The 26,178-nt window shown below is 70.2% G+C and carries 27 protein-coding genes; 17 read left to right on the top strand and 10 right to left on the bottom strand.

Features of this window, described 5'->3' with window-relative positions:
- Nucleotides 1-10: 10 nt before the first annotated feature.
- The 5 genes from CT688_RS14255 to CT688_RS14235 all read left to right on the top strand — a co-directional run bounded on the left by CT688_RS14255 (nucleotide 11) and on the right by CT688_RS14235 (nucleotide 4,846).
- Entirely contained in the window at nucleotides 11-928 is a 918-nt protein-coding gene (locus CT688_RS14255; protein ID WP_197431431.1) for a LamB/YcsF family protein, read from the top strand.
- Nucleotides 925-1,704 (top strand): allophanate hydrolase subunit 1, encoded by a 780-nt coding sequence (locus CT688_RS14250; RefSeq protein WP_107757438.1) that lies wholly within the window; start codon nucleotides 925-927, stop codon nucleotides 1,702-1,704. The genes CT688_RS14255 and CT688_RS14250 overlap by 4 nt, the downstream gene beginning before the upstream one ends.
- Nucleotides 1,701-2,612 (top strand): biotin-dependent carboxyltransferase family protein, encoded by a 912-nt coding sequence (locus tag CT688_RS14245; RefSeq protein WP_107757437.1) that lies wholly within the window; start codon nucleotides 1,701-1,703, stop codon nucleotides 2,610-2,612. The genes CT688_RS14250 and CT688_RS14245 overlap by 4 nt, the downstream gene beginning before the upstream one ends.
- A gap of 122 nt (nucleotides 2,613-2,734) precedes the next feature.
- Nucleotides 2,735-4,021: an adenylosuccinate synthase gene (locus CT688_RS14240; RefSeq protein ID WP_107757436.1), complete on the top strand. Its 1,287-nt coding sequence runs from the start codon at nucleotides 2,735-2,737 to the stop codon at nucleotides 4,019-4,021.
- A gap of 240 nt (nucleotides 4,022-4,261) precedes the next feature.
- Entirely contained in the window at nucleotides 4,262-4,846 is a 585-nt protein-coding gene (locus CT688_RS14235) for a hypothetical protein (RefSeq protein WP_107757435.1), read from the top strand.
- Nucleotides 4,847-4,920: 74 nt separating this feature from the next.
- Here CT688_RS14235 and CT688_RS14230 read toward each other — a convergent pair whose 3' ends face one another.
- The 3 genes from CT688_RS14230 to CT688_RS14215 all read right to left on the bottom strand — a co-directional run bounded on the left by CT688_RS14230 (nucleotide 4,921) and on the right by CT688_RS14215 (nucleotide 7,308).
- Complete coding sequence (locus CT688_RS14230; RefSeq protein ID WP_107757434.1) at nucleotides 4,921-5,199, bottom strand: hypothetical protein; 279 nt, start codon at nucleotides 5,197-5,199, stop codon at nucleotides 4,921-4,923.
- 592 nt (nucleotides 5,200-5,791) lie between these two features.
- A complete protein-coding gene (locus CT688_RS14220; RefSeq protein ID WP_107758228.1) occupies nucleotides 5,792-6,151 on the bottom strand; it encodes a GntR family transcriptional regulator in 360 nt (119 codons plus the stop codon).
- A 59-nt stretch (nucleotides 6,152-6,210) separates the two neighbouring features.
- Nucleotides 6,211-7,308 carry a CaiB/BaiF CoA-transferase family protein gene (locus tag CT688_RS14215; protein ID WP_107757433.1) on the bottom strand — a complete coding sequence of 366 codons (1,098 nt, stop codon included), beginning with the start codon at nucleotides 7,306-7,308 and terminating at the stop codon, nucleotides 6,211-6,213.
- A gap of 111 nt (nucleotides 7,309-7,419) precedes the next feature.
- Here CT688_RS14215 and purT point away from each other — a divergent pair, with 111 nt between their 5' ends.
- From purT to CT688_RS14195, 4 genes are all read left to right on the top strand, one after another.
- Complete coding sequence (purT, locus tag CT688_RS14210) at nucleotides 7,420-8,703, top strand: formate-dependent phosphoribosylglycinamide formyltransferase (RefSeq protein WP_107757432.1); 1,284 nt, start codon at nucleotides 7,420-7,422, stop codon at nucleotides 8,701-8,703.
- A 41-nt stretch (nucleotides 8,704-8,744) separates the two neighbouring features.
- A complete protein-coding gene (locus tag CT688_RS14205) occupies nucleotides 8,745-9,311 on the top strand; it encodes a DUF1648 domain-containing protein (protein WP_107757431.1) in 567 nt (188 codons plus the stop codon).
- A gap of 124 nt (nucleotides 9,312-9,435) precedes the next feature.
- Nucleotides 9,436-9,798, top strand: a complete 363-nt coding sequence (locus tag CT688_RS18020) for a hypothetical protein (protein WP_107757430.1) — start codon at nucleotides 9,436-9,438, stop codon at nucleotides 9,796-9,798.
- Nucleotides 9,776-11,239 (top strand): alpha/beta hydrolase, encoded by a 1,464-nt coding sequence (locus CT688_RS14195; protein ID WP_231750357.1) that lies wholly within the window; start codon nucleotides 9,776-9,778, stop codon nucleotides 11,237-11,239. Before CT688_RS18020 ends, CT688_RS14195 begins: the two co-directional genes overlap by 23 nt.
- Before the next feature lie 13 nt (nucleotides 11,240-11,252).
- Here CT688_RS14195 and CT688_RS14190 read toward each other — a convergent pair whose 3' ends face one another.
- Nucleotides 11,253-12,761, bottom strand: coding sequence for an FAD-dependent oxidoreductase (locus tag CT688_RS14190; RefSeq protein WP_107757428.1), 1,509 nt, complete (start codon nucleotides 12,759-12,761; stop codon nucleotides 11,253-11,255).
- 79 nt (nucleotides 12,762-12,840) lie between these two features.
- Here CT688_RS14190 and CT688_RS14185 point away from each other — a divergent pair, with 79 nt between their 5' ends.
- The 3 genes from CT688_RS14185 (at nucleotide 12,841) to CT688_RS14175 (ending at nucleotide 15,678) form a co-directional block, all read left to right on the top strand.
- The gene (locus tag CT688_RS14185) at nucleotides 12,841-13,257 is read left to right on the top strand and encodes a rhodanese-like domain-containing protein (RefSeq protein WP_107757427.1); all 417 of its coding nucleotides are present in this window, start codon (nucleotides 12,841-12,843) and stop codon (nucleotides 13,255-13,257) included.
- A gap of 67 nt (nucleotides 13,258-13,324) precedes the next feature.
- A complete protein-coding gene (locus CT688_RS14180; RefSeq protein WP_107757426.1) occupies nucleotides 13,325-14,533 on the top strand; it encodes an O-succinylhomoserine sulfhydrylase in 1,209 nt (402 codons plus the stop codon).
- A gap of 5 nt (nucleotides 14,534-14,538) precedes the next feature.
- Nucleotides 14,539-15,678, top strand: a complete 1,140-nt coding sequence (locus CT688_RS14175) for a hypothetical protein (RefSeq protein WP_194305770.1) — start codon at nucleotides 14,539-14,541, stop codon at nucleotides 15,676-15,678.
- Nucleotides 15,679-15,696: 18 nt separating this feature from the next.
- Here CT688_RS14175 and CT688_RS14170 read toward each other — a convergent pair whose 3' ends face one another.
- The 6 genes from CT688_RS14170 to CT688_RS14145 all read right to left on the bottom strand — a co-directional run bounded on the left by CT688_RS14170 (nucleotide 15,697) and on the right by CT688_RS14145 (nucleotide 20,911).
- The gene (locus CT688_RS14170) at nucleotides 15,697-16,326 is read right to left on the bottom strand and encodes a hypothetical protein (RefSeq protein ID WP_107757424.1); all 630 of its coding nucleotides are present in this window, start codon (nucleotides 16,324-16,326) and stop codon (nucleotides 15,697-15,699) included.
- 169 nt (nucleotides 16,327-16,495) lie between these two features.
- Nucleotides 16,496-18,211: a hypothetical protein gene (locus tag CT688_RS17390; RefSeq protein WP_159078017.1), complete on the bottom strand. Its 1,716-nt coding sequence runs from the start codon at nucleotides 18,209-18,211 to the stop codon at nucleotides 16,496-16,498.
- Nucleotides 18,208-18,711: a signal peptidase I gene (locus tag CT688_RS14160; protein WP_107758227.1), complete on the bottom strand. Its 504-nt coding sequence runs from the start codon at nucleotides 18,709-18,711 to the stop codon at nucleotides 18,208-18,210. The genes CT688_RS17390 and CT688_RS14160 overlap by 4 nt, the downstream gene beginning before the upstream one ends.
- 47 nt (nucleotides 18,712-18,758) lie before the next feature.
- A complete protein-coding gene (locus tag CT688_RS14155; protein ID WP_107757422.1) occupies nucleotides 18,759-19,319 on the bottom strand; it encodes a hypothetical protein in 561 nt (186 codons plus the stop codon).
- 150 nt (nucleotides 19,320-19,469) lie between these two features.
- Nucleotides 19,470-20,171, bottom strand: a complete 702-nt coding sequence (locus CT688_RS14150; protein ID WP_159078016.1) for a SipW-dependent-type signal peptide-containing protein — start codon at nucleotides 20,169-20,171, stop codon at nucleotides 19,470-19,472.
- A gap of 77 nt (nucleotides 20,172-20,248) precedes the next feature.
- A complete protein-coding gene (locus tag CT688_RS14145) occupies nucleotides 20,249-20,911 on the bottom strand; it encodes a SipW-dependent-type signal peptide-containing protein (RefSeq protein ID WP_159078015.1) in 663 nt (220 codons plus the stop codon).
- A 390-nt stretch (nucleotides 20,912-21,301) separates the two neighbouring features.
- Here CT688_RS14145 and fgd point away from each other — a divergent pair, with 390 nt between their 5' ends.
- The 5 genes from fgd to egtD all read left to right on the top strand — a co-directional run bounded on the left by fgd (nucleotide 21,302) and on the right by egtD (nucleotide 26,055).
- On the top strand, nucleotides 21,302-22,321 hold the full coding sequence (gene fgd / locus CT688_RS14140) for a glucose-6-phosphate dehydrogenase (coenzyme-F420) (protein ID WP_107757419.1): 1,020 nt from the start codon (nucleotides 21,302-21,304) through the stop codon (nucleotides 22,319-22,321).
- The gene (locus CT688_RS14135; RefSeq protein WP_107757418.1) at nucleotides 22,318-22,956 is read left to right on the top strand and encodes a suppressor of fused domain protein; all 639 of its coding nucleotides are present in this window, start codon (nucleotides 22,318-22,320) and stop codon (nucleotides 22,954-22,956) included. Before fgd ends, CT688_RS14135 begins: the two co-directional genes overlap by 4 nt.
- A gap of 3 nt (nucleotides 22,957-22,959) precedes the next feature.
- Nucleotides 22,960-23,568 (top strand): methylated-DNA--[protein]-cysteine S-methyltransferase, encoded by a 609-nt coding sequence (locus CT688_RS14130; RefSeq protein ID WP_231750355.1) that lies wholly within the window; start codon nucleotides 22,960-22,962, stop codon nucleotides 23,566-23,568.
- Nucleotides 23,569-23,695: 127 nt separating this feature from the next.
- Nucleotides 23,696-25,048 (top strand): ergothioneine biosynthesis protein EgtB, encoded by a 1,353-nt coding sequence (egtB, locus tag CT688_RS14125; RefSeq protein WP_107757416.1) that lies wholly within the window; start codon nucleotides 23,696-23,698, stop codon nucleotides 25,046-25,048.
- On the top strand, nucleotides 25,045-26,055 hold the full coding sequence (egtD, locus tag CT688_RS14120) for an L-histidine N(alpha)-methyltransferase (RefSeq protein ID WP_107757415.1): 1,011 nt from the start codon (nucleotides 25,045-25,047) through the stop codon (nucleotides 26,053-26,055). Before egtB ends, egtD begins: the two co-directional genes overlap by 4 nt.
- The last annotated feature ends 123 nt before the right edge of the window (nucleotides 26,056-26,178 follow it).

The following is a 26,178-nucleotide window of genomic DNA, read 5'->3' as shown; positions in this document are numbered from 1 at the left end:
TGACGGCAGGATGGACAACGTGCACCGTATCGACCTCAACTGCGACCTCGGGGAGGCCCGCCGGGGGACGCTGAGGTGGTCATGGTCGCTGGGCGCGCGATCCGGACCCGATCCCGGCGACGCGGCCCTGCTGGACGTGGTGACCTCCGCCAACGTCGCGTGTGGCTTCCACGCGGGCAACCGCCCCACGATGTCCGCGACCGCCGCGGCCGCGGCGGAACGGGGGGTGGCGTTGGGCGCGCACCCCTCCTATCGGGACGCGGCGAACTTCGGGCGGACCGAGATGGAGATCACGCGCGGCGAACTCGCCGACCACGTGTACTTCCAACTCGTGGAGCTGGACATGGCGGCGCGGAGGCGGGGGACGCGGGTCCGGTACGTCAAACCGCACGGCGCCCTGTACAACCGGATCGCCCACGATTCCGATCAGGCCGCCGGCGTGGTGGACGCCGTCCTGCGATATGCGGACCTCGCCGACGAGGATCCCCTGCCCATCCTCGGCCTGCCGGGTTCGGTGGTGCTCTCGCACGCCGCGTCGGTGGGGATCGCCGCCGTCTCGGAGGCCTTCGCGGACCGCGGGTACCGCGCTGACGGGACGCTGGTGCCGCGCGGTCGGCCCGGGGCGGTGATCACCGACGCGGACGAGGTCGCCGCCCGCGTCGTGGACATCGCGAGAGAACGGGAGATCAGCGCCGACGACGGTTCGCGGATCGTGGTGTCCGCGCAGTCGGTGTGCGTGCACGGCGACACCCCCGGCGCACTCGGGTTGGCCCGCCGGGTCCGCCGGGCGCTCGAGGCGGCCGGGGTGGAGGTGGCGCCGTTCACCGGGTCGGTGTCCGCACCGCCCCTGCCGTCAGTGCCACCCCCGCCGCGCGGGTCGCCGCAGGAGGACGGCGACCGGGCCGGCGCGAGGGACGGGCCCCGATGACGACGACGAGGATCCGCCCCTGCGGCGAAGCGGCGCTGATGCTCGACTGTGCTGACCTGTCCGCGGCGGTGGAGCTGGCGCGGCGCGTGGAGCAGCGGTGCCCGGAGGCGGTGGACGTGGTCGCCGGGGCCCGGACGGTTCTGGTGACCGCCCGGGATGCCACGGCCCTCCCCGCGTTGCGCGGCAGGCTCGAGGAGTTGCTGGCGCGGGACACGCGTGCGGCGCCGGCCGAGCGCCCCCCAGGCGGTACTCACGACTCCGGACATCACGACGGCGGGCGGGTCCGCGACGTGGTCCTCGACGTCCGCTACGACGGCCCCGACCTGAGCGAGGTCGCCGATCTCGCCGAACTCTCGACGGACGCTCTGATCCGCCGACACCAAGCGATCACCTGGCGCGCCGCGTTCGGTGGATTCGCGCCCGGGTTCTTCTATCTCGTGGACGAGCGGGACCTGACCGGGGATGGGACCGTATCGCGGGGCGACCGCGCCGCCACCGGAGCGAACGGTGGGCGGGCCCCCGCGGGTGGGCGGCCGCCCGAGCGCCTGCCCGTGGTCCCGCGGCTGGGCGCCCCGCGGCCACGGGTCCCGGCGGGATCGGTGGGGCTGGCCGACCGCTTCTGCGCCGTCTATCCCGGCGCCTCCCCCGGAGGCTGGCGACTGATCGGCACCACCGACGCCCCGCTCTGGGACCCGGACCGCCCGGAGCCGGCGCTGCTGGCCCCCGGCGACCGCGTCCGGTTCAGGTCGGTTCACCCGCAGGGCGGCTCCCGATGAGCCTGATGGTCCTCCGCGCCGGCCCGGCCGCACTGGTGCAGGACCTCGGCAGACCCGGCCGCGCCGCGCTCGGGGTCACAAGCTCGGGCGCCGCCGACCGCGCCGCCGCCGCGCTCGCCCTGCGCTGCGTCGGGACCGACCCCGGGGCGGCGGTGCTCGAGGTGTTGCTGGGCGGGTTGGTGCTCATGACGGACGCGCCGGCGGTGGTCGCGGTGACGGGTGCGCGGGGCCTCGTCGTCGTCACCACCTCTGCCGGGTCCCGACGAACCGCCGCCGCCGGCGAGGTGTTGAGGTTGGACGCCGGTTCGACGCTCGAGATCGGCCGGCCGGACGTCGGAGTCCGCACCTACGTCGGGGTGCGCGGCGGGATCGAGGTGCCGCCGGTGTTGGGCAGCAGGTCGCGCGACACCCTCTCCGGGCTCGGGCCTCCGCCACTGGAGGCCGGGGACGTGCTGGCCGTGGGCGACGCCGTCGTGGGCCCCTGGGCGGACGACTGGCACGCGTCGGGCGGGGATCCGCGGCTGGGGGCGGGGTCGGAAAGTCGGGGGAGACGCCCCCGACGCCTCGTGCTGGACGTGATCCCCGGCCCGCGCGACGACCTCTTCCCGCCCGCCGCGTGGCGGGTTCTGGCGGAGACCGGGCACGTCAGCGCGCACGCGGACCGGGTCGGGGTGCGCATCGACCCCGCCGGACCCGTCCCCCGGTCGAGCACCGGGGAGATCCCCAGCGAGGGGATGGTCCGCGGCGCCGTGCAGATCCCGGCGGACGGGGCGCCCGTCGTGTTCGGGCCCGATCACCCCGTCACGGGCGGGTACCCGGTGATCGGGGTGCTGACCTCGCGGTCCTCGGACGCCCTGTCCCAGCTCCTGCCGGGAGCGCCGGTGAGCTTCCGGAGGGTGTCGGACTGACCGACTAGGGTAGCCGAGGCGGGACCAGGTACCTTGGTCCGTTGGTGTGCGCGGAGTCACCGCCTGCGGGCCGGTTTTCGTCCCTCACCGAATGACGACACTTTTCGAGGTGAAAGCGAACCATGCCAGCGATCGTCCTGATCGGCGCCCAATGGGGCGACGAGGGCAAGGGTAAGGCCACCGACATCCTCGGTGGCCGCGTCGAGTACGTGGTCAAGCCCAACGGCGGCAACAACGCCGGGCACACCGTGGTGGTGGGTGGCGAGAAGTACGAGCTCAAGCTCCTGCCCGCCGGCATCCTCTCGCCCACGGCCGTGCCGGTGATCGGCAACGGTGTGGTGGTCAACCTCGAGGCGCTGTTCGAGGAGATCGACGGCCTCGAGGCCCGCGGCGCCGACACCTCGCGGCTGCGCATCTCCGCCGACGCCCACCTGGTGGCCCCGTATCACCAGGCGCTGGACAAGGTGACCGAGCGGTTCCTGGGCAAGAAGGCCATCGGGACCACCGGTCGAGGCATCGGCCCCACCTACGCGGACAAGGTCTCGCGGGTGGGGATCCGCGTGCAGGACGTCTTCGACGAATCCATCCTGCGGCAGAAGATCGAGGGCGCGCTGCACCTCAAGAACCAGATCTTCGTCAAGATCTACAACCGCCGGGCGGTCGAGGTCGAGGAGATGGTCGAGTACTTCCTCGGCTACGCCGACCGGCTCCGTCCCATGGTCAGCGACACCGCCCTCATGCTCAACCAGGCCCTGGAGCGCGGCGAATCCGTTCTCATGGAGGGCGGCCAGGCCACCATGCTGGACGTCGACCACGGCACCTATCCGTTCGTCACCTCGTCCAACCCCACCGCCGGCGGCGCCTGCGTGGGGTCGGGCGTCGGCCCCACCAAGATCACGCACTCGCTGGGCATCGTCAAGGCGTACACCACGCGCGTGGGAGCAGGCCCGTTCCCCACCGAGCTCTTTGACAAGTGGGGTGAGTACCTGCAGGTCACCGGTGGTGAGGTGGGCGTCAACACCGGTCGCACCCGACGTTGCGGGTGGTACGACGCCGTGATCGCCCGCTATGCCGCGCGCGTCAACGGCTTCACCGATTACTTCCTCACCAAGCTGGACGTGCTCACCGGCATCGGCGAGATCCCGATCTGCGTGGCCTACGACGTCGACGGCGTGCGGCACGACGAGATGCCCATGTCGCAGACCGATTTCCATCACGCCACGCCGATCTACGAGACCATGCCCGGCTGGGAGGACGACATCCGCGGTGCGCGCGAGTTCGGTGATCTGCCGCCGGAGGCCCGCGACTACGTGCTGCGGCTCGAGGAGCTGGCCGGCTGCCACATGTCGTATATCGGAGTGGGGCCGGGCCGCGACGAGAACGTGGTGCGGCGCGACATCCTGGGCTGAGTCGATCGACCACCACGTCGAGAAGAGCGTCCCGAACGCATTGGCCGAGAGGCGGGTGCGCGGGACGCTCTTCTCGTTGCTCGCGTGGGGCGGGTGAGCCCGTTGTGTACGTTGTGAATCGGTTTCATGTGAACGGATGACACATGTCGTGTGTTCGTCCGATAGTGCTTTCTGAGCCGTTGAGGTGAAGTCGGAGTCAGGCGACCGGCCGGTCGCTTCCTCTCCAGATCGGAGCACCATATGCGCACTCTCACCAGGTTCGGCGTCGCCGCCGCAGCCACAGCCATCGCCTCTGCCACCGTCCTCGCCGGGGCCGGAGTGGCCGGGGCCCAAGGCGCCGATCCCGTACTCGACAGCCCGAGCAGCGTGAGCGTCAGTGGCAAGGGCGCGAACACCGAGATCTCCTACACCAACAGGTCCGGCCAGGATCTGTTCTGTATCGCGTACGGCGGGCCGGGCAGTCTGCTGTCGGAGATGTACGCCGTCTTGCGGACACAGGATCCGGATGCGTCACCGCCCCCGGCACTGGAGGCGAAGGTGACCGAGGCGCTGGTGAACGGGCAGCTCGGCCTCTTCACGGGCGGTGTCGAAGACGGGGAGACCGCCACGTTGTCGCCTGGCTTCTACGATACGAACGCCACGCTCACCGACGGGTCCTTCACTCCGTCCGCTCTCGCGATCTGCTCTGCGGGCGACGAGTACATCGAGATGGAGATCTCTGCTGGGGCCGGTGTCCCGGCCGGTCTCGGTTCGTTGGATTCCGCTCTGGCCGGCCTCGGAAGCTCTGGTTCCGTGGCCCGGACGACGGGTTCGCTCGGGAGCTGAGCGAACCGTCCATACCCAGCACCGCCCCCGGCCACCTCGTGGAGCCGGGGGCGGTGCTGCGTGATGTCGTCAGTTCACGACGGCAGGCCCGGGAAGGGTGGGAGTTCGAATGCGCCACCCGCCACCCCCGCGCCGATGGCCAGAACCGCCGAGACACCAAGCCCCGCGATGATGAGCAGCCCGGCTCCGATGATCGGGTTGTCCAACGAGCCGCCGTCTGCGGAACCCGACGCCTGCGCGACGTAGGCGACGTGGCCTTCCGGCGCAGGTCCGGCGTGAGCGGGGGCGACGGCGACGGTGGTGGCAGCGGCCAGGGCGAGAGCGGTGGCAGCGGTGGCGGTTCTCGTGATCATGCCCCCACTATCGCGGCGCGGCCGTTCGGCATTACCTATGGGCCTGCCGGACTGGTCCGGGGAATGCCCCACACCCTCGCGAGCCGGAAATGCAGCGCGTTCCTGGAGGTGTCGGCCGAGTGGGCCCATCTCAGAACTCGCCGACGATTCCCGGATTGAGACCAGTTTTCGCCGAATGCGCTCGGTCGCGATTCGGAGGACTGGTGTCGCGGCTCGACCCGGCAAACCGCAAGTGGAAGGTCGGATTGCAGTATGACGGCCACGAACACCTGGCCAGAGCCCGTCGAGACGCGGACTCCGTGGCGATGCTGCGCCTGGCGTCCCTCGGATGGGAGGTGAGGCGAGTGACGCAAGGGCTGCTGAACACTCCGCGGACGCTCACCCGATTCGTCCACGGGGCATTCGAGAAGCAAGGGTGGGAGCAACCCGGTCGACCGGGTCGCCCCCAGTGAACTCCGATGCCAGCCACTGCACGCCGATCGCATTCGCTGGAACCCATCGCCTTCTGTGAAACGGGGTCACGGTCTGCGAGAGGTCTACTCGGCCGATGCGTCCAGGATCGCGAAGAATCGGGCCGAATCGCCCCGGGCGGTCAGCGCAGGTGCCGGAAGGCGTTGCGGACCGCGTCCGCGGCGTCCTCGACGTCGAATCCCGCCCCCGCGGCCCGCTCTGCGAACTCCTCCGCGGCCCGGGTCAGCACCGCCCCGGGCAGGTCAGCGGCGGAGACGAACGTTCCCGAGCGGCCGCGACCCTCCAACACGCCCGACTCCTCTAGTTCGCGATAGACCTTCGCGGCCGTCGCGGTGGAGACCCCGACCTCCTCCGCGAGTGTGCGCACGGCGGGCATCCGCGTGCCCGCCGTGAGTAAGCCGCGCCGGACTCCCTCGACGATCTGCCCTTTGAGCTGGCGGAACGGCGGCTCCGCTGAGGCCGGGTCCACGGCCAGGGTCATGCCGGCCACCCGGGAGCCACTGCCCGGAGAGTGAGACGTGGCCCCCGGCTCGCCCATGCTCAGGCCCAGACCTGATCGATCGCGGTCACCTCACGCGGCGGCGCCGCCGGGACGGCGGGCGCAGGGGTACGCGAGAACCGCGGCGCGGGCGCGGGCCCCATGTCCCCGCCGACCTCGACGAAGGTCTCCCTCGCCGTCATGTGGGGATGGGACAGCGCCTCCGTGTAGGTCAGCACCGGGGTCGTGCAGGCGTCGGTGCCGTAGAAGAGCTCGGCCCACTCGTCGCGGGGCTTCTCGGCGAACGTGGCGGCGATGATCTCCCGCAACTCGTCCCAACGATCCATGTCGAACTGGCCGGGCATGCCGTCGCCGTCGATGCCGAGCAGCCGGGCGAACTCCGCATAGAACTGCGGCTCCAGACAGCCCACTGCCATGAACTTGCCGTCGGAGCAGGTGTAGACATCGTAGAACGGGAACCCGGTGTCGAGCATGTTCGTCCCGGCGACGTCCGACCACTGGTCCCGTGCGCGCATGGCCCACTGGAACTGGCCCAGTACGGAGGCGCCGTCGGTCATCGCGGCGTCGATGACCTGGCCGCTGCCCGAGGTGGCGCGTTCGATGATGGCGGCGAGGATGCCCTGGACGAGGAACATCGACCCACCGCCGAAGTCGCCGACCAGGTTGAGCGGAGGCACCGGGCGCTCGCCCTTGCGGGCGGTGGCGTTGAGGTGACCGGTGAGCGAGATGTAGTTGAGGTCGTGACCGGCCGTGTGGGCGAGCGGGCCGTGCTGACCCCACCCGGTCATCCGTGCGTAGACGAGCCGCGGGTTGAGCTCGAGGCACTCGTCGGGGCCGAGTCCCATACGTTCGGTCACCCCGGGCCGGAAGCCCTCGACCAGCACGTCGGCCTTGGCGATCAGACCGCGGACCTGCGCCAACCCGTCGTCGCTCTTGAGGTTCGCCTCCACCACGGTCCGGCCGCGCCGGGTGATGTGCGCCCAGCCGCCGACCTGGGTGGCGAGTTCGCCGGGACGCATGACGGTCACGACGTCGGCGCCCAGATCGGCGAGCATCATGCAGGCGTGGGGGCCGGGGCCGATGCCGTTGAGTTCGACGACGCGGATGCCGGCCAGGGGGCCGGGGGAGGCAGTGGTCACAGGTGTGCCCTTTCGTGTGGCGTTGCACACACGGTATCGCCTGCCGATCCGCGTGAGCCGGGGAGCATGCGAAAGGACCCGCGTCGGCGGGCCTCTACTAGCGTGGGCGCCATGACCGCAGCGCACGATCCCCTCGCCCCGCCAGTCGTCGACCGCCTCGGCACGCCGGGGAGTCCCGGCGCGACGCGCGTGATGCTCCTGGGCTCGGGCGAGCTGGGCAAAGAGGTCACCATTGCGCTGCAGCGCCTGGGTGTCGAGGTGATCGCGGTCGACCGGTACTCCGGCGCCCCCGCCCACCAGGTCGCCCACCGCAGCCACACGATCGACATGACCGACTCAGGCGAGGTGCGGCGGGTGGTGGAGCTCGAGGAGCCGCACGTGATCCTACCGGAGATCGAGGCCATCGCCACCGCCGCGTTGGCGCAGATCGAACAGGACGGGCTGGCGCGAGTCGTCCCCACGGCCCGCGCAGTGCAGCTGACCATGGACCGCGAGGGGATCCGGCGCCTGGCCGCCGAGGAGCTGGGCCTGCCCACGAGTCGCTACGCGTTCGCCTCGTCGCTGGAGGAGTTGCAGGAGGCATGCGACCGGATCGGGTTCCCGTGCCTGGTCAAGCCCACGATGTCGTCGTCGGGAAAGGGGCAGTCCTCCCTCCACGCCCCCGAGGACGTGGAGGCCGCCTGGGCTTATGCGCAGTCGGGTGCGCGGGTGACGGGGGCGCGGGTGATCGTGGAGTCGTTCGTGGACTTCGAGTACGAGATCACCCTGCTCACCGTCCGCAGCGTGGACCCGGCCACCGGAGCGATCCGAACGGATTTCTGCGAGCCGATCGGTCACCGTCAGGAGCGCGGGGACTACGTCGAGTCGTGGCAGCCCCAGGCCATGACCCAGGACGCCTACGATTCGGCGCGCTCGGTCGCGGCGCGCGTGACCGGCGCACTCGGTGGGGTCGGGGTGTTCGGGGTGGAACTGTTCGTGCAGGGCGTCGACGTCTACTTCTCCGAGGTCAGCCCGCGGCCGCACGACACCGGCCTGGTGACGCTGCGCAGCCAGGTGCTCAGCGAGTTCGACATGCACGCCCGCGCCGTCCTGGGTCTGCCCGTGGTCACCACGATGTCCAGCCCGGGAGCGTCTGCGGTGATCTACGGCGGCGCCGGCATCGCGCACGATCCTGAGGGTGACCCCGAGGGCGGCTCGAGCGGTGTGGTCGAGGGCGTGGGGTTCGAGGGCGTGGCCCGTGCGCTCGCGGTCCCGGAATCGGATCTGCGACTGTTCGGCAAGCCCTCGGCCAGCGAGTTCCGCCGTATGGGAGTGGCCGTGGCGACCGCCGAGGACGTGGAGACCGCGAGGGAACGGGCCCGCGAGGCCGCCTCCCGCGTGACGGTGGTGAAGTAGGACGTGCGGGGGCGCAGCCGTCGGTTCGGCAGGCTGGTGAGATGACGACGACGAACTCGGTCGCCGACGAGGCCCGCGGGCTGCCCAGGGAGCCGTCCGGTCCGTGGATCCGTGCACTCGTCGTGTCCACCCTGCTGATCTGGCTGGCGGTGCTCGCCTGGCAGGTGATGGTGCTCCCCGAGCGGGTCCCGATCCATTTCGGTTCCGGGGGGCGGGCTGACGGGTGGTCCGGCAAGGCCGGGGCGTTGGCGTTCTCAGGGGTGCTGCCGCTCACCGTGTTGGCGTTGGTCCCGCTCACGTCGTTGCTCGTCCTGCGGGCACCGGAACTCATCAACGGGCCAAACAAGCAGTGGTGGACGTCGACCGCCTCGAGGTTGCGCAGATTCGAGCGACTGGTCCGTGAGGACCTGTGGCTGATCGTGGTGGTCACACTCGCGCTCCTGGTGGCGATGCAGGTGGGGATCGTGATCGCCTCCGAGTCGCCGGACCAGCGGATGCCGGGGGGTCTGCTCCTCGGCGGTACGGGGCTGTTCGGCGCGGGCATGGTCGCGGTACTGCTCCGGATGTACGTCGGTGATCGGTACGCCGAGGACCCCGACCTGGACTGAGCCTGTGGATGGTCGTCGGATCTATCCACCGCCCCCTCTGAGGGGCCTGACCCGGCCCGACCCTCCCCCCTAGCGTCACTACTCGAGCGGCCCGTACCCACGGGCTCGAGAGGGGGCGGGACCGATGGCGGGATCAGAAGCGGAGGTGGGGCCGGTCGCGGCGGCCCTGGTGGCGTTCGAACGGGTCGCGGTGGCGGCTGAGGCGACCCGGGTCCGCGCAGCCGGGGAGCACGCGGCCGCCGGGGCGGACTCGCTGGCCGCCGTGCTGGGGCAGGCGGGCGAGGCGGCCGGCTGCTCGGGGGCCGGGCCGCCCGGTGGCCTGCTCAGCGGGGCGGCGCTGGCGGAGTGTGCGGCGTTGCTGCTGCGCCGGGCGCGGGACGAGGCCCAGGAGACCGGCCGGATCGCTGAGAACATGGAGAGGGCGGCGGATCTCCTGGTCGGAGCCGATGAGGAGGTGGCCCGAGGTGTCTCCGGCGCAGCGGGTTGAGGCGCTGGTCATCGCTCTGGACCACGCCGAGTCCACCGCCGCGTCGGTGGGGCGGGAGACCGCGGAGACGGCCGCGGACCTGGACTCCGTGGCCCGCAGGCTCGGAGGGGGCTCCGGCGCTGCCAGGGCTTTCGGTTCCGCAGGGGGTCCCGCTTCCGCAGCGGGCGCGCGTGAGGGACCCGGTGGTTCGGCTGGTTGGTCCGGTCACGCTGGAGCGCGTGCGCGTGCTCGCGTCGGAGATGCGGCCGCCGAGGCCAGGATGCTCTCCGGGGCCTGTCTCTACCTGGCGGACGTGCTGCGGGTGGAGGGTTCGAGGCTGGCGAGGGCGCTGATCGCGTGGGCGGACGACGAGCAGGTGCGCCCGGGTGGGGGAGACGACACGGAGGTCATCGACGCCGACCTGGCCCTGTCGGTCCGGTTGCGCGACGCGGCCGACTCGCTCGCCGGATACACGGATGCCGCGACGGTGGCCTGCCTCGATCTGTCCGGGACGACCGACGATGATCCTCGCGTCGTGGCCGGGTTGTGGCACTCTCTCGGGCCGGCGGAGAGGGAACGACTCGCGCGGGACCACCCGGATCTGGGTTCGGTGGCCGGGTTGTCCTCCGCGACCCGGGACGCGATCAACCGGACGCGGCTCCGCAGGCTCACGGAGGCGGGGGCGACTCCCGGGCTCGTCGCGCTGGGCGACCACCTCGCCGAGGACCCAGGCCGGCACCTGCTCGCGCTCCATCGGGACGGTCGGGCGGTGGTGGCGAGCGGGGACCCCGACGGTGCGGACACCGTGGTGACGCTCATCCCCGGCACGGGCTCGTCGATCCAGTCGATTGATCGCACGGCCGAGCGCGCGAGAGCGATGTGTGACGAGGGCGCGGTCCCGAACACCGGGTCGTGTGTCTCTGTGTCGTGGCAGGGATACGACGCCCCGGAGAAGGTCAGCGAAGCGGGGTTGTCGGCAGCGCCCGCGCGTGCGCATGCCCATGACCTGAGGACCTTCGCCGCCGGCCTGGATGCCGTCGAGAGGATGGACGGCGTGGACTCCCCGCACGCGGCGGTGGGCTACAGCTACGGATCCGCGGTCCTGGGCGCGGCCGCGGCGGATCCGAGCGGTCTGGCCGCGGACCGGATGATCCACGTGGGCAGCCCCGGCGCAACCGTCGACTCGGTCGCTCAGCAGTGGCTCGACGAGGGTGGGACCGCGCGCCGAGCCGAGGACCGCGACGTGGTGGGTGTGGCCTCGCGGTGGGATCCGGTGCCGTGGTGGTCGACCACCGGGGTGCTGGGCGAGCGGCCGGGGACGGAGGACTTCGGCGGGCTCGGGGTCGACGTCACCGAACCCGGGTCCGGGCCGGGGTCGAGCCGGGGTGTGCACTCGGCCTACTTCGACCGCGGGACGGTGTCGCTTGCCGAACTCGGGAGGCTCGTCGCGGATCGGGACTGACCCCCCGGATCGGCTATACCCCGGGGACCTCGGAGGAACCGGCGGCACCGGCCGAGCCGGCCGAGCCGGCCGAATGGTCGGCACCGGCCGAGCCGGCGGGGTGCTGGGCCGCGGCGAGCATCTCCACCCGGCCCCCGAGTTTGGTGCGCTCGCGGCCACCCTCCCGGCCGAGGGCGCGCTCGCGGGAGTCGATCGCCGCCCACCCCTCGTCGTCGATCACCGACACACCTCGCTCGGCGAGCAGGTCGCGGACGGCCTGCGGGTCGGTCTCGGTGGGCTCGGCCAGGGCGCCGGCCTCGATGTCGTCGGTGAGGGTGTCCACCGTGTCCACCGCGCAGTGACGGTTGGTGCCGATCACTCCGGTGGGCCCGCGCTTGACCCACCCGGCGACGAACAGGCCCGGCACGGGCTCCCCGCCCGGGCCGGTGAGAACCCGGCCACCGTCGTTGGGGATGGTGGCGGTCGCGTCGTCGAAGGGCACACCCCGCAGAGCGTCGGAGCGATAGCCCACCGCGCGGTACACCGCATCGACCTCGAGTTCCTCGTAGTCGCCGGTGCCGCGCACCCGGATCCCGTCCGGCTCGGTGCGCTCCAGTCGCAGGCCCGTGACGCGGCCGTCGCGGCCGAGGACCTCGACGGGACTGCGGTGGAAGCGGAACCGCACCACGCGCCCGCCGGCGGCGAGAGCGGCCTGCTCCGCCGCGTCGGGGGACTCGTGTCCCGCCTCCGCCTGCGCGGCCGCCCACTTGGCCAGCTGATCGCAGACCTGGCCGGCCCGGCGATCGTGTTCCAGGTGCTCGCGGGCATCGTCGTCGTACTCCAGGTCGGCCGGATCCACGACGATCGTCACACCCTCCACCTTGTCCATCTCCCGCAGCTCCAACGGGGTGAACTTGGCGTAGGCCGGGCCGCGCCGACCGGTCACGGTGACGACCCGGGTGGCGCTGGTGCCGAAGCCCTCGCGGACGTGGGCGGGAATGTCGGTGGCCTCGAGCTGCTCGGGGGTGCGCACCAACATCCGCGCGATGTCGAGCGCGACGTTGCCCACACCCACCACCGCGGCGCGCTCGGCGGTCAGGGCCCACGTGCGGTCCGCGTCGGGGTGGCCGTCGTACCAGGTGACGAACTGCGCGGCGCCGTAGGAGCCCTCGAGGTGCTCCCCGGGGATGCCGAGTTCGCGGTCGGCCAGGGCGCCGGTGGCCAGGATGACCGCGTGGTAGAGCCGGGGCACGTCGTCCACCGTCAGGTCCCGGCCGAACTCCACGTTGCCGAGGAATCGGATCCGCGGATCGGTGACGATCGCCTCCAGCGTGCGGGCGATGCCCTTGATCCGGGGGTGGTCCGGTGCGACACCGTGGCGCAGCAGACCGTACGGTACGGGCAGTTTGTCCAGGCAGTCCACGACGATGTCCCTGCCGTGCTGGTCGGCCCACGCCAGCAGGGCCTCGCAGGAGTAGACGCCCGCCGGTCCGGATCCGACGACGGCCACTCTGATGGGGGCGGCGGAGGGGGTCGGTGCCATGGCCCGATCATGGCACGGGGGCGCGTCCGGCGGACCTCGACCGGGCGGACTGGTGGCGGGGGGAGCATAATCAGGGCCCATGAGCGATTACGCCGGGGACCTCGCGCCGCACCAGGCGTGGGATCTGCTCGCCACCGACCCCTCCGCCGTCCTGGTGGACGTGCGCACGAGCGCCGAGTGGCAGTGGGTCGGGGGCGCGGACCTGTCCGAGCTGGGCAGGCGCGTGGTGGGAATCGAGTGGATGACCTCGGCGGGGGAGCCCAATCACCGCTTCCTGGAACAGCTCGCGCAGGCGGGGGTGGACTCCGACACGCCGGTGTTGTTCCTGTGCCGCAGCGGGCACCGGTCGGCCGCCGCGGCGAGCGCCGCCACCGCCGCCGGACTGGGTCCCGCCTACAACGTCGCCGAGGGGTTCGAGGGAGATCCGGACGAGCAGGGCCACCGCGGTTCGGTGAACGGGTGGAAGGTCGCGGGCCTGCCCTGGCGACAGTCCTGATCCGCCTGACCGGCCGCGAGTACCGACCCGCCACCCGCAACACCGACAACACACAGGAAAGCAGCGGATGAGAAACAACGAGCTCCCCGACGGACTCCACCCCGACACGCTGGGCGTGCGGGCCGGGCAGATGCGCACCGGTTTCGAGGAGACCACCGAGCCGATGTTCCTCAACTCCGGCTACGTCTACGAGTCCGCCGAGGCGGCCGAGGCGTCGTTCAACGGCGACATCCAGCGGTTCGTCTACTCCCGCTACGGCAACCCCACCGTGGCGATGTTTCAGGAGCGGCTACGACAGATCGAGGGCGCCGAGGCGTGCTTCGCCACCAGCTCCGGCATGTCGGCGGTGTTCGTCTCGCTGGCCGCGCTGCTCGGCAACGGTTCGCGGCTCGTGGCCTCGCGAGCGTTGTTCGGCTCCTGCTACGTCATCTGCGCGGAGATCCTGCCCCGGTGGGGCGTGGAGACGGTGTTCGTTGACGGCGCCGACCTGGACCAGTGGCGCGAGGCACTCAGCCAGCCGACCGACGCCGTGTTCTTCGAGACCCCCTCCAACCCCATGCAGGAACTGGTGGACGTGCGGGCGGTGTGCGACCTGGCGCACGAGGCCGGCGCGCAGGTGGTGGTGGACAACGTCTTCGCCACCGTCCTGCACCAGAAGCCACTCGAGCTGGGCGCGGACATCGTGGTCTACTCCGCCACCAAGCACATCGACGGTCAGGGCCGGGTCCTGGGCGGTGCCGTGTTGGGCCCGGAGGAGTACATCGCCGGACCCGTGCAGAACCTGATGCGTCACGCAGGGTTCGGTATGAGCGCCTTCAACGCCTGGGTGTTGCTCAAGGGCCTGGAGACCATGGGCCTGCGGGTCGAGCGGATGTCCGCCAACGCGCTCGAGGTGGCGCGGTTCCTCGAGTCACACGACGCGGTGGACTGGGTCCGGTACTCGATGCTGCCCTCGCACCCCCAGTACGACCTGGCGAGGCAGCAGATGTCGGGCGGGGGGTCGGTGGTGACGTTCGGCCTGAAGTTCGACGACGACGAGGCGGACCGGGGCAAGGGACGGTGCTTCTCGCTGCTCAACGCGCTGAGGATCATCGATATCTCCAACAATCTGGGCGACGCCAAGACCCTGGTCACCCATCCCGCGACCACCACCCACGCGTCGATGGAGCCCGAGGCGCGCGCCGCCGTGGGCATCGCGGACAACGTCGTCCGCCTCTCGGTGGGCCTGGAATTCGCCGGAGACCTCATCGACGACTTGCGTAGGGGTCTAAACTAAGTTTCATGCGGTCACATGGCGGCGCGTCCCGGACGAGGGTGGCGGTGCTGCCCGCCGCGCACCCCGCCGTGCGGCGCATCACCGGGCTGGGGTGCTCGGAGCAGATCGAGATCGTGCCGATGCGGCCGGGCGTGGTGAACGGTGAATCGCACCCCGGTACGTACGCGAGGGACCCCGCTCCACCCCCCGATCAGGACCTGGACCACGTGGACGTGGCCCACGTCCACTTCGGCTACGACTACCTCAATCCGGAGAGCGCCCGGGACGTGATCGAACGCCTGTCACGGGCCGGTGTGCCGATGGTGTTGACCGTGCACGACATCGTCTACCCCTCCCACGAGGACGCGCAGCCACACCGCAGTCACACCGGCATGCTCGTCGGGGCCGCGACCCAGGTGCTGACGCTCACCGAGGTCGCGGCGCGGGAACTGTGGGTGCGGTGGGGCGTGGACGCCATGGTGGTGCCGCATCCCAGGCTGCTCGACGAGGCGGAGATCTCCGCTGCCATCCGCGCGTCCCGCCATCTCCGGGCTCCCGGGGACATCGTGGTGGGGGTGTTGTTGGAACGGATGGGCGAGAACATCGAGGGCCCGGAGCTCCTGGACCTGCTGGCGCCGGTGGCGGCCGGCCGACGCGGTGCGCACCTGCGGATCGTCGTGGAGTCCCAGGCCTGGCGCGACGCGTGCGGCGAGGACCGCGAGAGCGGCGGGCACCACCTGGTCGCCGAGCTCGCGGCGGAGGGCGGGTGGGAGTCGGTGCGGCTGACCCGGTACGAGGCCCGGGACCTCGGGCCGTTGCTCGCCGAGTTCGCCGCCCTGGACGTGTGCGTGCTGCCGTACCGCTTCGCCACCCACTCCACCTGGTTGGAGATGTGCCGGGACCTGGGGGTGGCGCCGGTGCTCCCGGCCGTGGGGTTCCTGCGCGAGCAGTGGTTCGACCGCTGCGATCCGGACGAGCACTCGGGTGAGGTGTACGACCCCCGGGATCCCGGCAGTCTGACGTGGGCGGTGCACACCGCGATCGACGAACCCCGGTCGGCGCCGCCGCGCGTCGTGGGCGCCGATCCCAGGACGGTGATGGCCACGCATGAGCGGGTGTACCGGGCCGCGGCCCGTCGACGTGAGGCGGCCAGGGACGTCTCGTGAGGTCTGATGTCGCGAGCGTCAGGTTCCGGCGTCTGCGCGGGTGATCTCGATGGGCCAGGCGAGCATGAGTACCGAGTCGGGGGCCGGGGACGCCGAGTCCATGCTCAGCTCGAGGCACACGGTGACGGGCGGTCCCGCGGTGGTGCGGGTGGCGGCGGGAAGCACGATCGGTTGGCCGGCGGTGGCGGCGTCCACGGGTTTGGGCTGGCCCGCGTCGCCGACCAGGATGCTGGGGGCGCCACTGGCGAACGTGGGCGCGGCGCAGGCGCCTCCACTCGTGGTGACGGCCCGGATCCTGACCTCGGCGGCAGTCGTGGGGTCTCCCTCCACCAGCGCGCCCCTGTCGATCACCACGTGGGCATCCGCGCGGGAGTCGACGCTCGTCCGGAGGGTCAGGGGCTGGTACGCGGACCGGGTGCGCAGCGCCGCGGTGTCCACCCGGACGGGGAAGTGCCCCCCGTAGCTGGAGATGGGCGCGGTCCAGGTGGTGCCGAAGTCGGTGGAGGCCTGCACGGACCAGGATGAACTGCGCAGGGCCTGCTCGCGGGCGTCCTCCCCGCGGTCCTGGAGGACGAGCGTCGCGCCCAGTGCACAGGCGGAGGCGGAACCGAGGGCGACCAGCGCGGTGGCCGCGTGTCGAATCCGCATAGCTCCTCCGAAAGCCATCACCCGGCGGTCGGACCGGGAGAGGGGCTCCGGTGCGGGTCGACCCGCGATGACCGCCGATTCATCCAGGTTATGGCCGTCAGTAGCCGAATCGTTACATCTACGTCCGGTGCGTGGCGAATCTCACCGACTGCCACGGTCGAGGGGCGCGTCAACGGACGTACACCACCGTGCCGGTCTCCCGGTTGACGGCGGCCCATCGCCACCCGTCGGAGTCCGGATCACTCGACGCGAGGGTCCTCCACACGCCGCTCGGGCGGGTGCCCTCGTTGATCCAGGTGTCCAGCGCGGGGAGGGCGGTGGGGGCGTCGGAGGGGACTGTGGCGCCCTTGACGACGACGTCGAGTTCCGTTCCGTCGGCCTCGACTGTTCCCACGGTCTGCGTCTGGGCGGTCGCGGACAGGGTTCCGGGCTCGGTGGGGATGGCGGTCGCGTGGGAGGTGCTCGTCGTGGTGTTCGACGTCGTCGCTGGCGGGGTGGCGGTGGCGGTCGGTGTGGCGGAGGTCGTTCCGGCGGTCGTGTTCGTGTTCTCGCCGGACGGGTCCGGCGGTGCCGCGGTGGAGGTGTCGGTGCCTGTGGCGCGGTCGATGGGCGACGTCACCGTGGTCCCGGTCGGAAGAGTGGTGGTCTCGGACTCGGCCTGAAGAGCCATTCGAGAGGACACGCCGACGGTGGCGTCGGCCGGAGATGTGCCGGTGGAATCGTGGGTTACTGTCTGAAGTCGTCCATTGGCGTTCGGAACGACGGTCTGCCACTTCTCTGGCCACCCGAGCTGGTGCGGGTCCCCCCGCCAGGTTCCGGCGCGCATGGGCATAGGGGAGGTGCCGTTGCTGAAGCCGCATTCGGATCGAGTGATCGGGAGATTGATCTGGTCGATGAACGTGGCGTTGTCGCTGCTGCCGCCACCGGCGCTGTAGACCTGAATGACCATGTCCATTTCGGCTAGTGCGTAGTAATCGGTCAGGAAAGTGTTCTTGCGGATATTGGCCAGGAGAACGAAAGAGGCGTCTGGGGCTGTGCCCCAGAAGTTGTTATTGACGTTGTAGCGCGCCCATTGGTTGGTTGTGCCGTCGTACCGCACTGCCGAGTCGTCACTGTTGGGGATGAACGACTTGATGCTCTGTTCGCGGTTGTAGGAATAGTTGAGACTCCCGGTGTGGTTTGCGAGCTCCAGAACGCTGTTGTTCTCAGTGATGGTGGCAGAGGACGTGCCGTCGGGAAAACACTGAGCGATGGAGCCGAACCCGCTCACATTTACCCGCGCGGTCTTGGTGCCTGCTCCGGAGGCAGCGATCGAGTACGTGTATCCGACGGTGTTCTGATGAGCGACGAGCCGGGGGGCAGGGTTGGACCCTGCAGAACACGTGGTTGTGGTGGCGGTCATACTCGCTGGCGTCGGAAATGACATGCAGTGTGAAGCATGGGCGGGTTGAGTTTCTCCCTGGAATGGCCCTGAAGGAAACCTTCCCATCCAGAGATCGTCGCCCGTGTTCCTCGAAGGGACGATTTCGGAAGAGGTCGGACTGCCGAAGCTGCTGCGGTTGTCATCGGCACCAGTGGCGAGAGGGGATCCGGTGGGATAGGACAACGTGAAGTTGCGGGTGACGGGCTGTTGAGGGCTGCTCATTCCGATCGAGTTCGGGAGGCCCGCATCCCGATCCCCACGCATCTTCCATCCTGGATCGGTGACCCGGGTGAAGCCCTCCATCCAGCGGGCCTGTGCGGACGCCTGGCCGATCTCACGATCGGTCCAGGAGGCCTCGGTGAACTGGGCGGTCATCGTGGCGCCCACCGTCAGACCGAGCACCCCGAGGACAACCGTCGAGGCCATCGCCAGTCGGGTCGTCAGGGGTCGTCGGCTGCTCACGAGACATTCCGTTTCCTGGGCCAGAAAGCCCATGTCACCAGCAGGGCCATGGCAAGCGTCGTCCCCGCCATGACAGTGGGGTTCTGGGCCTTGGCCACGAAGTAGCCCAGGCCGGGTGTCGACCACAGCACCTTGCGGACGGAACTGACTTCGTAGGCCTGCGGATCTTCGGTGTCGTTGGCGTCACCCTTCATTCGGATCACGTACATACCCGTGGCCGCGGGTTCTACGGCCGTCACCCGGTGGGTGACCGGAAGCTGGCCGGGACGGTCGATAGTGGTCACATCCCCGACGCGGACGTCTGCAGCGGGCTTCTCCTGGACGACGGCGAGCGAACCCGTCGGGATGGTCGGGCTCATCGAACCGGTCTTGAACATGATCAGCGAGATGTTGAAGGCGAACGCGCAGATCACAGCAATGATGCAGAGGATGCCAGCGAATGACAACACCGAGAGGAGGGCGTCAGAGAGGCGGGAGACCGCCGACCCCCGGGGCCTCATGTGGTGGGTCGCCTGATCCGGCTGCTGTGGGTGAGTCGTACCGAGTGTCATATGGCCGCCGATGTCGCGTTGAAGGTCCAGCGGACGGTTGCGACCGCACCATTGGTGAGACCGCTCGGGGGTGTGCTGGGAAGACTGAATTCGTAGCAGAGGTATGTCGGCGTGCCAGTGGCCGGCAGCGTGAACTGTCCCGCTGAATTCGGTGCGGAGAGCATGGTTCCGAAGTTGCCGGCCAGGTCTCCGGCTGAGCCCACGACGAAGGTGGCCCCAGAGGCGAAGGAACTCAGGGCGCAGGTCGTAGAGGCTGTCCGCACGATGCGCATCCGGAACAGGCCTGCTTGGGTACTGGGCGCGACCTGAACGCCAGCAGACATGGTGACGGTCCCGCCGACGGTCGATCCCGGCGCGACGCGGAGGCCGAATCGGGAATAGGACCGGGTCGAGCCCGGGATCACGTCACCGACCGCCGGCTGAAAAGTCGCCGCGGTGCTCTCGGTGAAGTGGTCGGTCCAACCCGAGTTCGCATCGGCGGTGACATTGCCCTGGACGTTCCAGTTGGTGGAGGTGAAAACGCCTCGGGAGAACTCGCGGTCGACGAAGCTCGCCATCGTCCCACCGGCTGGAGTGATTGCTAACGCTGCGCCTGCAGCCGCCGCCGTCGCGAGGGCGGCGAGTCCGATGCGGGTGCGTGCTAGTGGGGCAGACATCGGTCTCACCTCCTTCTTTCATGACGTCTGGGATCGTGGCGGCTGGGACTGCTATGGGGTCGATTCCGCCGAGAATTCCCAGGTCGTGGTAACCGGGGTCGTGAACGTCCACGAAGGATCGTTGGGGGCCACATTCGCCGGTTGTGGCTGCATGGTCACGGCAAAGCACACCGAGACCGGGGTCGTGGAGGGGGCTCCGGCGTTGCTGAGGGTGAAAGACGGAGGAGTCGCCGGCGCGGTGTAGTTCATGGGCACTCCCGCCCCGTCCGGTGACGGCACCAGTGGGGTTCCACCGGTGAAGGTCCCAGCCGCGCAGGTCGCGGGCGCGATTCCGGTTCGCGCTTTCCAGCTGAGCTTGGGCATCAGGTTGGTGGTGTCACCCGTACTGGCGGTTGATCTGATGTGCACTGTTGCGCCGTAGCTCGCCCGGGTGGGGTCTATCCGGAGCGAGAAGGGCGCGTACACGGTGGAACCGGGCGAGAGGCTGTTGAAACCGGTGGAGAACTGTAGCTGCGCGGCGCCCGCGGCCGTGTAGTGGTCAGTCCACGTGCCGTTGGCCGGGGGGGTGGAAGTGCTCTCGTTGCCTTGGATGTTGAACTGCCCCGAGGTGAAGACGCCGCGTGCGAACTCGGAATCCGTCCATGCCGCGAGCGTGCCCGCAGCGCCGAGACCGAGCACGAGGCCGCCTGCGAGCAGCGCGCGAACGCGGCGACGGCGATCGGTTGTCGAGGCGGGAGAGGGGGAATCGGACACCCGTCGTCCTTTCACTACATGGGAGAGCGGAGGGCGTGGCGGGACTCACCGCAACGCCCCCCGCGATCAGAGACGGATCAGGTGGCCGGGACAGACTCGCCGGTGAACTGCCAGACGACTGGGCCGGTCGTGAGCGCCTGCATCTCGTCGGCGCCGTTGGCCTCGGTATCCGGGAGGGTCACCGCGAAGCACAGGTGCCGCGGGTCCGCCTGCTCGGCTCCTACCGTGAAGGCAGCGGACTCCCCGACGCCGAGAGCCGACTGTGCATGCCACGGAGTGCCGGCGCCGAAGACCGTCGCGTCGCAGACACCCCCGGCAGCGATCGTCCGGACCTCGTACCGGAGGGCGTTGAACAGGGTCTGATCCCCCGTGCTGGTCGCACCGGCCAGGGTCACGTCAGCAGAGGTCGACGTCGTCAGCGCCGTGGCGATGGAGATCGGCGCGTAGACGGTGTCGCCGGGAGCCATGTTCATCGGGGCGATCACGAACGACAAGGCGCCACCGTTCGCCTCGTCGTAATTCTCATAGCCCGCAGCGGCGTCGCCGTAGACGTTGCCCTGGAGCTCGAAGGAGCCGGTACCGAACTCGCCGAAGGAGAACACATCATCGGACCACGCGGCCAGGGTCGCGGCGGCACCGAGGCCGAGGACCACGCCGCCGGCGAGAATCGCCTTGCGCTTGCGGCTGCGCTCCTGCTGTCTGAGCTGGGCGTCAGGGGGGAGGGGGTGGTTGGCGTTCACGTGACGCGCCTTTCCGTGGGGGCCGCCAGTCGGGCCCGAATCTGATGTGGTGTGTCGGCCCCGTACGCATTCGAACGCTGATCGACGTCGGGCCTCGATGGCCCCGTAAGAGGATTGCACATATTTCTTCACAATCCAATTGGATTGGCAAATTCTTATCGGCGCTGTCAGGTGTACCGGCTTGCCCACAGGTGAGCCTGAGTAGGCTCCCAACTGGTGAACCTCGCAAGCGACCTCAGCTTTTTATCAGCATTTTTCGTGGACGCCGGGGCGAGGCCCTCTCGGCGTCACGCCCGGAACTCCGGGGCGCTACCGCTGGCATACTCGGCTGTAGTGCCCCGACCACAGCGTCGGTGACCTCACGCTCACACAACCTCTGAGGAGTCGTCGATGCCCCCCACCTCCGCCCTGAAGCTCGGGTACAAGGCCTCGGCCGAGCAGTTCGGCCCGCGCGACCTGGTCGAGTACGCGGTCCTGGCGGAGCAGTCAGGGATGGACTCGGCGACGGTCTCGGACCATTTCCAGCCGTGGCGTCACGACGGCGGGCACGCCCCGTTCTCGCTCGCGTGGATGACGGCCGTGGGGGAGCGCACCGAACGCCTGCAACTGGGCACCTCCGTGCTCACGCCCACATTCCGCTACAACCCGGCGGTGCTCGCGCAGGCCTTCGCCACCATGGCGTGCCTCTACCCGGGCCGCGTGTTCCTGGGCGTGGGCACCGGTGAGGCGCTCAACGAGATCGCCACGGGCCATCAGGGCGAGTGGCCCGAGTTCAAGGAGCGGTTCGCCCGCCTGCGCGAATCGGTCCGCCTCATGCGCGAGCTGTGGACCGGCGAGACCACGTCGTTCGAGGGTGAGTACTACACCACCAAGGACGCGTTCCTCTACGACGTTCCCGCCGAGGGCGTCCCGGTCTACATCGCCGCCGGCGGCCCGGTGGTGGCGAAGTACGCCGGACGCGTCGGCGACGGCTTCATCTGCACTTCCGGCAAGGGCATGGAGCTGTATACCGACAAGCTGCTGCCGGCCGTGGAGGAGGGCGCGGGGATCAATGATCGCGACTCCTCCCGGATCGACAGGATGATCGAGATCAAGATCAGCTACGACCCCGACCCGGCCGCGGCGCTGGAGAACTGCCGTTTCTGGGCGCCGCTGTCGTTGACCCCCGAGCAGAAGCACTCGGTGGACTCACCGCGGGAGATGGAACGCCTGGCCGACGAGCTGCCGATCGAGCAGGTGGCCAAGCGGTGGATCGTGGCCTCGGACCCAGACGACGCCGTGGCGCAGGTCGAGCAGTACGTCGACGCGGGCCTGAACCACCTGGTGTTCCACGCGCCCGGCCATGATCAGACGCGCTTCCTCGACCTGTTCAAGACCGATCTCGAGCCGCGGTTGCGTGAGCTGGCGTGATCGGCGAAAGCACAGCGCCGGTCCCTGACAAGGCGAATCTCTCCGGGCTTGAGGGCCTCTTCGGCGAGGCAGAGTCGGTTCGCGTCCTGCACTACCCGCACGAGACGGAGGCCGACGAGGAGGGCCAGACCACTCAGTGGCACTGCGACGTCGTCGTCGTCGACAACGTCCCCGCGCCCGGGTTCACCACCTACGCCACCGTCGGTGCCCGCGAGTTGCCCACCAACGTCACCACGCCCGAGGGGCGACAGATCCGCAGTGAGTTCGTCACCGTGGGTCGCACCGGCCACCGGGCCATGGCCGACGTCCTGGACGCGTGCGCGCTGGCCGTGGCCTCAGGATCCATCCACGTGGCACCGGGTGCGGTGATCCCGAACGCGGTGGGGATCGTCGATTCCGGTCGGCGCTGCGAGCACCTGGTCCTGGCGCCGCCGTTCCTGTGGCCCCGACTGCAGGTGGTCGACGAGACCGGCGGGCCGGACGGAACCGGGCCGCTGCTCACGCGACTACAGGCGGTGCCCATCACCACCGCCGAGATGTCGGCGGTCGCCCGCGACGGCGCCGACTCCTTGTTCGAGCGCCTCGACACCGCCGGTGCCGACGTCACCGACCCGGACCGGCCGAGCGTGGTCTGAGGCGTGACCACCACGCGCGGGACCACAGGGAGGGCCGTGCGGGTGCTCGACACGCCCGCCGGATGGGTGGTGATTGAGGCCACCGCGACCGGCGTGTCGCGCCTGGACCAGGTGGGGACGGACCTGGCCGGTGCGGACCGGGACCTCGCCCCACGGTTCCCCGTGGAACCATCCGGTGACGAGGTGAGCGGCGCCGACCCCGGCGCGGCGGCCGACCACCTCGATCGGCTGGCGAGCCAACTCGAGGCCTACTTCGCCGGTCGCCTGCGTGAGTTCGACGCCCCCGTGGACTGGGCGGCCGCGGGCGTGCACGATGAGTTCTCCCGAGAGGCCTACCGCGAGATCCAGCACATCCCGTACGGCGAGACCTCGACCTATGGGCAGGTCAGCGTGGATGCGGGCCGACCGCGCAACGCCCGCCGGGTGGGGCGGTTGTGCACCCTCGTGCCCGTGCCGTTCGTCATTCCCGTGCACCGGGTCCTCCGCGCCGACGGTGGAATGGGCAGCTGTCCCGAGTACCGCCTGCGGCTCCTCGAGCACGAGCGGCGCAACCTCACCGCGGAGGTCCCGGTGCCTTTTCCCGGCAGCGGCGTGCGGAACGGTGGCTTCTGAGCGGCGGGTCATCCGGAGAACGGTGGACACCCGGCGACCGGGTCATCCGGAGAACGGTGGGCACCGAACCACCACGTGGATAGTCTGGCGGCAGTCTGACCGCCGACCATGAACCGGGGGAGAGCCCATGACTGTTGGAGATGTCACAACCCAAGGGCCGCAGTCGGTTCCGACGCTCAGCGCCGGGGGCACGGTCGAGAGGTTCCTGCGCGTCCGCCAGCTCACCGACCTCTTGGCCTCCCGCCTGAGCGCCGAGGATCAGATTCCGCAATCGATGACGGCGGCCAGTCCCGCGGCGTGGCACCGAGCGCACACGACGTGGTTCTTCGAGGAGTTCGTACTGGGGCGTCTGCCGGGGTACACCTCGCCCGAGCCGGTCTTCCGGTTCCTCTTCAACTCGTATTACGAGGCCGTGGGACCGCGGCAACCCCGGCCCCAGCGGGGTCTCATCACCCGCCCGTCGGTGGCGGAGATCGGCGACTTCCGTTCGCGCGTCGACGAGGCGGTGGTGGCCGCGCTCGAGGCGGGTCGGGTAGATGATCGCGGGCGTGAGCTCCTCGAGCTGGGCTGCCACCACGAGCAGCAGCACCAGGAGCTGATGCTCATGGACGCCAAGCACCTGTTCTCCCACAATCCGACCGACCCCGTCTACGTGCACAGGTCCGCGGACCCGGTCGCAGCGGCGCCGGGGGAGACGGACTGGCTCGACGTCGTCGAGGGGGTCGCCAGGGTCGGCGCCGCGGACCCGGCCGACCGCTCCGGGTCCCCCCACGACGATCTGCCCTCCGGCGGCTTCTCCTACGACAACGAACGCCCACGTCACCGGGTGTGGATACCGGGCGGCCAGGTGGCCGGTCGTCAGGTCACGGTGGCGGACTGGAAGCAGTTCATGGCCGATGGCGGGTACTCCCGCCCCGAGTTGTGGCTCTCCGACGGGTGGGCCGCCGTGCAGACCGAGGGCTGGGACGCGCCCGGGTACTGGCGTCGCGAGGACGGCATCGGGGCCCCCGCCGCCACGGACGGTAACGCCTCCGCCGACGGTGACTGGACGACCTTCACCCTCTCGGGCCGCCGGCCGGTGGTCGACGCCGAGCCCGTCTGCCACGTGTCCTTCTATGAGGCCGACGCGTTCGCCCGGTGGGCCGGTGCCCGGCTGCCCACCGAGTTCGAGTGGGAGGTCGCGTCCGCCGGCTGGCGGATCGGGGACGAGCTCGATCCCGACCGGTGCCACCCGCGGCCCGCCACGGACCGGTCGATCGGCGGGGTGTGGGAGTGGACCTCCAGTGCCTACCTGCCCTACCCCGGGTTCGTCACCGAGGAGGGTGCGGCGGGCGAGTACAACGGCAAGTTCATGTCCGACCAGCATGTACTGCGCGGCGGCAGTGCCCTGACCCCGGCGGGTCACACGCGGCCCACCTACCGCAACTTCTTCCCTGCCTCGTCGCGGTGGGCGGCCACCGGACTGAGGCTCGCGCGATGACCGGCACCGAGAATCCGCGTGGGACCACGACCACGACCACGACCACGACCACGACGAGGACGACGTCTGCAGACCCCGACACCGCCGCTCTCGAGTCCGACCTTCGCGACGGGTTCTTCGCCGACCCGCCGACCGTTCCGCCACGCTGGTTCTACGACGAGAAGGGCAGTGTGATCTTCGATCAGATCACCAGGGTCGTGGAGTACTACCCCACGCGGGCCGAGGCCGAGATCCTCACGGCCCGGGCACGCGAGATCGTGGCCGCGGCCTCGACGGTGGTCGAGCTGGGGGCCGGGACCTGCGAGAAGACCCGGGTACTCCTCGACGTGCTGACACAGGCCCGCGCGGATGCGCGGTTCGTGCCCGTGGACATCAGTTCCGAGATGCTCGTCGAGAGCTCGCGCGCGCTGGGGCAGGAGTATCCGGGCCTGCGGATCGACCCGGTCATCGGTGACATCACCGCCCTCGAGGGGCCTCTGCCGGGTGAACCGGGAGGACGGTTGGTGCTGTTCCTCGGCGGTACCGTCGGCAACTTCAGCGAGAAGCAGCGGGCCGGGTTCTTCCGGATGCTTCGTGCGCTCATGGCGCCGGGGGACCGGCTGGCGCTGGGATTCGACCTGGTCAAGAACCCGGACCGGCTGGTGGCGGCCTATGACGACGCCGCCGGCGTCACCGCCGAGTTCAACCTCAACATGCTCGACGTGATCGCCCGGACCGTCGACTGCACCGGTCTCGACCGCAGGGACTTCCGGCACGAGGCCGTGTGGAACGAGACCGAGAGCCGTATCGAGATGTGGTTGCGCGCCGTGCGTGAGGTGCGGATCGATTTTCCGACGCTCGAACGCGGCCGGACCCTGGCCGCGGGTGACGGGATCCGCACCGAGATCGCCCGGAAGTTCGAGCCCCGAGCACTCGTGGACGAACTCGCGGGACACGGTTTCGGCGATGACGCGGTCTGGACCGATACGGCCGGGGACTTCGGGTTGGCCGTCGTCGTCGTCGAGTAGCGGGCGGTCGTCCGTCGTCCCCGGGAGCGGTCGCGAGGCGGGCCGACGACGGTCGGAAACGGTACGTTGGACTGTCCCGTGCACCACGCCTTCGTCGGTGACGGTCCGTCGGCATGGACCACC

Origin of the sequence: Dietzia sp. JS16-p6b (assembly GCF_003052165.1) — a bacterium.
In the GTDB taxonomy this organism is placed as follows: domain Bacteria; phylum Actinomycetota; class Actinomycetes; order Mycobacteriales; family Mycobacteriaceae; genus Dietzia.
The sequence above is the reverse complement of the archived record's forward strand: the minus strand, read 5'-3'. Positions and strand labels throughout refer to the sequence as shown.